This is a genomic window from Delftia sp. RIT313 (assembly GCF_000632165.1).
Lineage (GTDB): Bacteria > Pseudomonadota > Gammaproteobacteria > Burkholderiales > Burkholderiaceae_C > Comamonas > Comamonas acidovorans.
Window position 1 is genome coordinate 1 of sequence record NZ_JFYT01000005.1, and the last position, 6245, is coordinate 6245.

1 protein-coding gene is annotated in these 6245 nt (G+C 66.1%); it reads left to right on the plus strand.

Going from position 1 to position 6245, the window contains the following annotated elements; translation table 11 throughout:
- Window positions 1-6245 (plus strand): hypothetical protein (locus BW39_RS32150; protein WP_043819554.1); only part of this gene is annotated, 6245 nt, incomplete at both ends.

Here is a 6245-nt window from a genome sequence, read left to right on the forward strand (position 1 = left end):
CGCAGCAACATCGGCAATTACCTGCGCACCGCCGCAGTCGACCGCACAACCACCCTGGCCTACGACAAGGCCAACCGACAGGTGCTGGAGGTCAATGCAGCGGGCGCCGTGCGCCAGATCCGCTACGACAAGGTCTTCGTCGTCACGGCCGCCTCGTCAGGCGCATCGGGCGCATCGGGCACATCAGGCGCCGCGCAGCAAAAGCTGCACAGCCAGACCGTCACCGCCTACGCCAACACCGTGGACCTGTCCGCCCTGGGCGTGGCCGACATCACGCTGGAGCGCGTCATGGCCATGCTCCAGTCCAACGCCAGCCAGGACCGCGAGACCACGCAAATCCTCGATGGCGCCAACCGCACCGTGCGCACCATCGACGCCAACGGCTACGCTACCGCGCGCGAATACGACGGCACCGGCCAGCTCACCCACCTCACCGAATACGCCGACAAGTCTGGCAGCGCCTCGGCCCAGGACCGCCACACGCGCTACAGCTACGACGGCGCAGGCCGCCTGGCCAGCACCACGGACGCGCTGGGCAACCGCGAAACCTACGCCTACAACGCCCTGGGCCAGAAAACCGCCTTCACCAACAAGGCCGGTGCCACCTGGAACTACGACTACGACCGCGCAGGCCGCCTGGTGCGCGAGACCTCGCCGGCCGTGGACCTGGCCGCCGTCAAGGAGCTGGGCGGCACCCTGGTGCCCGATGCCGGCAACACGGGCAGCCAGCGCGTCGTCACCCAGCTGGCCTACGACGCCTTCGGCAACCTCACTTCGCGCACCGAGGCCGCAGGCCGTCCCGAGCAGCGCAGCACCCGATACGAATACGACAAAGTCGGGCGCCAGATCAAGACGATCTTCCCCGGCGTGGGCGTGTACCAGGCAGAAAGCCCCGCGGCCCTGCTGGGCAACAACAGGCTGGGCGAGGCTGCGCGCGTGGAAACCCGTGGCGTCGAGCTGAGCAGCGAAACCCGCTACGACGCGCTGGGCAACGCCGTGGCCAGCCGCGCCATGGGCATCCCGGGTGTCAAGGAAGCCTGGAGCTACAAGAGCTATGACCGCGCCGGCCGCGTCAGCTTCGACGTGGACGCCGCAGGCTTCGTCACCGGCTACACGCGCAACGCCTGGGGCGAGACCGAGCGCCTGGTGCGCCATGCGCAGGCCATCGCCCTGCCCTCGCCGGCCGGCACGGCCCTGGCCGATGCCGCCGTGCGCCAGAGCGTGCAAGCCAACCACCCCGCCAACCGCGAAATCCTCACCAGCTACGACAGGATGGGCCGCACGCTCAACGTGCAGGAGCCCCTGGTCTTCAACTACGACAGCCAGACAGGCGAGACCGCCAGCGGGCGCAAGAGCACCACCCACACCTACAACGCCTTCGGCGACCTGGCATCGACCACGGTCAACCTGGGCAATGCGCGCACCGCCGTCACCAGCCACGGCTACGACAAGCTGGGCCGGCGCGTGGCCACCACCGACGCGATGGGCTTCATCACCACCATGGCCTACGACGCCATGGGCAGCCTGGTGCGCCAGGTCGAATACGCCAAGGCCGGCACCATGGCCGCCATCACGGGCACGCCCTACACCGAGGCCGGCGACCGCGTCACCGACTACGGCTACGACCTGCTGGGCCGAAAGACCACGGAAACCCGGCGCGGCGTGGCGCACACGGGCGTCAACGCCGGTGCCCAGCAACAAGGCGACGTGCTGTACGACAAGACGTCCGACCTCACCACCCGCTACGCCTACGACGCGCTGGGCAACCTCACGCGGACCACGGACGCGCTGGGCGGCGTGACCACCAACTTCTACGACGCGCTGGGCCGCGTGCGTGCCACCATCACCCCGGCCATGAACCTGGGCGTGGCGGCCACGGGAGCGGGTGCCAATCCCATCAACCCGCTGACCGAATTCCAGCGCGATGCGCACGGCAACGTGCTGGTCACCACCCAGTACGCCGCCGGTGCCAACGTGGCAGCCAATGGCAGCAGCTACAGCCGGGCGGCCAGCGCAGCCGACCGCGTCACCACTGCGAAATTCGATGCCCAAGGCCACACCACGCAGATCACGGATGCGCAGGGCTACAGCCGCTACTACGCCTATGACGCGCAGGGCCGGCTGGCCAAGGAATGGCAGACCGTCACCAGCCACGACCAATGGGGCAACGCCAGCCAGGCCAGCCTCTGGCGCGCCTACGCCTACGACGTGCTGGGCCACCAGACGCACAGCTACGCGCCTTCGGAAAGCATTGCCCTGGGCACGCTGAGCGTCAGCGACACCGAGCTGAGCTACAACGCCTTCGGCGAAGTGACGCAAAAGCGCGTGCTGGACAACGGCCAGGCGCTGCAGGGCGTGGAAACCTACGACTACGACAACGCGGGCCGCGTCTGGCGCACCAATGCGGGCGACGGCGTCTACAAGGTCCTGGCCTATGACATGCAAGGCCGCCAGACCGCACAGCTCATCTCGGAAGGCCTGGACCTGAAGACGGCCTACCAGGACGCGCAATCGGCATTGAACGCCCAGGCGGCGAACAAGGCGCAGTTCCGGCGCACGGACATGCGCTACGACGCGCTGGGCCGTCTGGTGCAGACGCTGGCGCCCGAGCGTGCGACCGAGCAGCCGATGGGCATCACCACGCGGCAGAACATGCTGTATGGGGTGATCACGCAAAACGAGGTGGTGCCTGTTGCGAACACAATGCCCACCCGCAATCCCTACAACCAAGTGGATCTGGTATGGCGTTCGCTGGAAGACCTGGGCAGCGGCGATGTACGCATCACGCTGACCTATGACTCCCTGCCCTACAGCTTCTTCAACGAAGACAGCGGCACCGGCTACGTCACCAGCCAGCGCGATCGGGTCAAGACCGTCATCGTTCCCGCCGAGGAAGCCGTGGAAGGCTACAGCCTCAAATGGGTCAACGAAAACCAGGGCAACCCTGGCATAGGCGCCATCAAGAAGGTCCTGGTCGAGAAGATGGACGTCTTCGGCAAATGGCAGTCGCTGTACAGCGTGGACGGCCCCGCCCAGAACTCCACCCTCAACTGGACCGAAGGCAGCAGCCCCGGCCAGATCTGGAACGAGGCCGGAGACGGCCGCATTCCCATCTACCGCTACTACAACCGCTACACCGACACTCACTACTTCACCACCAGCCTGACCGAGCGCGAGCGCCTGCTCAACCAGGCCAAGGGCTGGTTGGATGAGGGCACGGCCGGCTACGTGAGCCGCGATCCGCAACCCGGTCTTATACCGCTGTACCGCTGGACAAAGGCAGGCGACCCCGATGTCTCTCTGTACACGAATGGCGGTGCGCCATCGGCCGGCGGTTCGTGGCAGAACCAGGGCATAGAGGGCTATGTGGCCCCCGGCGCAACCACCGAAGTGCCGGGCATGACCAAGCTCTACAGGCTGGACAACAAGGCCAGCGCGCGCGGCGACGGCCTGTACACCACCTCCATCACTGACCGCAACGCCCTGCTGGGATTGCCGAGGGCCACCTTCGGAGGGTCTTCCCACACCTCGCCCATGTTCGCCAAGGTCATGGGCCTGAGCATCGAAGTCAGCTACCCGCAGGACCTGGTCAGCAAGACCACGCTCGAATACCGCCGCTACGGCAGCAATGACGGCTGGACCACGGCGCCCGTGGGCATACAGACCTCGTTCGGCTCGGCCCACCGTTTCGACGTCAGCCAGTTCCCCGCCGGCAACTACGAATACCGCGTGCGCAACACCAATGCGCAGATGACGCGCGATGTGGGTTCGGGCACTTTCACCATCGGTGCAGAAAGCACCAACGGCAACCTGCCGCCCCTGCCCGGCGGCGTGGAACAGGGCAGTGCCATCATCGACGGCTACCCCTACCGCGTGCTGCAGTGGCCCAAGCCTGCGGCGGGCTGGACTGTGGAATTCCGCTACTGGCCCCAGGGCAACAGCTCCGCCGTGACCACCCGCACGGTCGGCAACGGCCTGTTCGCCTATGGCGACGGGCGCACCGTGGGCATGGGCATCAACAGGCAGGGCGTCGCCGTCAACTGGGGGCCGGGCAGCATCGAATACGAGGTGATCGCCACCAACACCGCCACGGGCGAGAAGGTGCATGCCACAGGCCAGGTCGGAACACCAGGCAACGTGGCCATGACCAACGTCTCGCCCCCGCCGGTTCTGGAAAAACGCAACGTCACCAACCTGGGCGTGGTCGGCTATGTCTGGAGCAGCCCTGCCCCCGGCCGCGTGCCTCTGCACCGTTTCCTCTTCACATACCAGAACAACCAGCACCACCTCACCTCGGCCGACCCCACGGTCTTCTCCGAATTCAAGGCGCTGGAGGCTGCCGGCGCCGTCATCTATGACGGCATCGTCGGCTATGTGGAGACCTCGCCCTCGGCCACCAACCAGCGCCTGTACCAGTACAAATACGGCGCCTCCACCGTCTTCCGCCTCACGGCCAATCCGCAGGATGTCAACGGCGGCTCCTTCGTCACCCTGAACTCCAAGCCGGCCGCCAACTACCCGTGGTCGCCCACCACCTGGTACCAGAGCGCCTACCAATTCGACGGCTACATCTCCAAGGTCCCGGCCGATGACATGGTGCCGCTGTATGCGGCCTACAACCGCAACGCCATGGGCAACCAGCCCCTGGGCGACTACCTGACCACCACGCAGGAATACGACATCACCAATCCCTGGGTGCTCAGCGCCGAGATGATTGCCACGGCCAACGTCGCCGGCGTGGGCACCAGCCAGGCCGCCATCGACGGGCAGATCTACAACATGCTGCACTGGAGCGCCCCAGAGGCCGGTGCACGCGTCAAGGTCAGCTCCTACCCCAGCCTGCCAGGCGGCACGCCCACCCTGTGGCGCCAGGGCGACAACCGCATCCACTTCCCGAACTGGGCACAGCTGCAGGGCATCGTGCTGGATGCGCTCACGCCCAATACCGAGTACAGGATCACGATCGAGATCGAATACCCGGCCACGGCCCAGCACGCGGCCTATGTCGCCAAATCGATCGTCAAGGTCACCGTCCCCTCCTCGAGCGCCATCAGCCTGAAGGAGACCACCCCGCCCTACACGGAAACCGTGCAGACCCGCGTGTGGGCCGGCACGCCCTTCAACCTCAGCAATCGCGCCGTCACCAACCGCGAGTACGACCGCTGGGGCAACCTCACCGGGGTGGACGACCCGCGCGTGCAGGCCGGCCAGACCCTGTTCAAGACCAGCTTCACCTACAACGCCAGCAACCAGCTCACCTCCCAGACCCAGCTGGCCAGCTACGAAGGCCCCACCGAATACACCACCACGCGCATCTACTACGACGCCCTGGGCCGCCAGGTCGGCGTGCGTGACGGCAAGGGCAACATCAACGCCCAGGTCCGTGACTTGGCCGGCAACGTGGTGCAGGAGCGCAAGGCCGACGGCGGGCGCATAGACCTCAGCTACAACGCCTTTGGCGACAAGACCAGTGCAGCCGAGCGCATGACCGCCACGCGCACCGTGGTCACCAACTACAGCTATGACAACCTATCGCGGCTGACGCAGACGGAACTGGGCCGGGCCATCTCGCGCTTTGAAGTCCAGGCCATGGGAAGCCAGATCACCCAGGCAGCGGGCAAAGGCGCAGACCATGGTGCCAACGGCGTGACCCTTACCGGCCCCATCAGCTACACCGTCCTGGAAACCGTCCAGTACGACGAGGCCGGCCGCAAGGTGCGCGTCATCAACGGCAACAACGAGGCCACACGCTACCGCTACGACCTGGCCGGCAACGTGACCATGAGCGGGCAGGAGCAGGTCAGGACCACCGCCTCGTCCCCTGCCCCCGGCCCCACCGTCAAACTGGGCGAAATGAGCAACGTCAGCTACTACCGCTACGATGCCCTGGGCCGCAAGATCGGCTTCACCGACCCCAACCTCATGAGCCAGGACTGGAGCTACGACATCTTCGGCCGCCTGACAGCCCGCAGCGACTCGCAGCTGGGTAACGGCGCACGCGTCTACTACCAGTACGACTACAACAAGGCCGGCCAGCTCACCCATGAGGGCAACACCAAGGGCAAGAGCCTGGACTACCGCTACGATGGCGCCGGCCAGCTCATCGAAATCAAGGACAACTACCTGGGCCAGCTCAGCAGCTACACCTATGACCTGGCCGGCAACCGCCTCACCGAAAAGCTCACCCAGAAGACCAAGCTGGCTTCCGGCCTCATCGAAAACGTGGTCTACCAGGACAACCACCT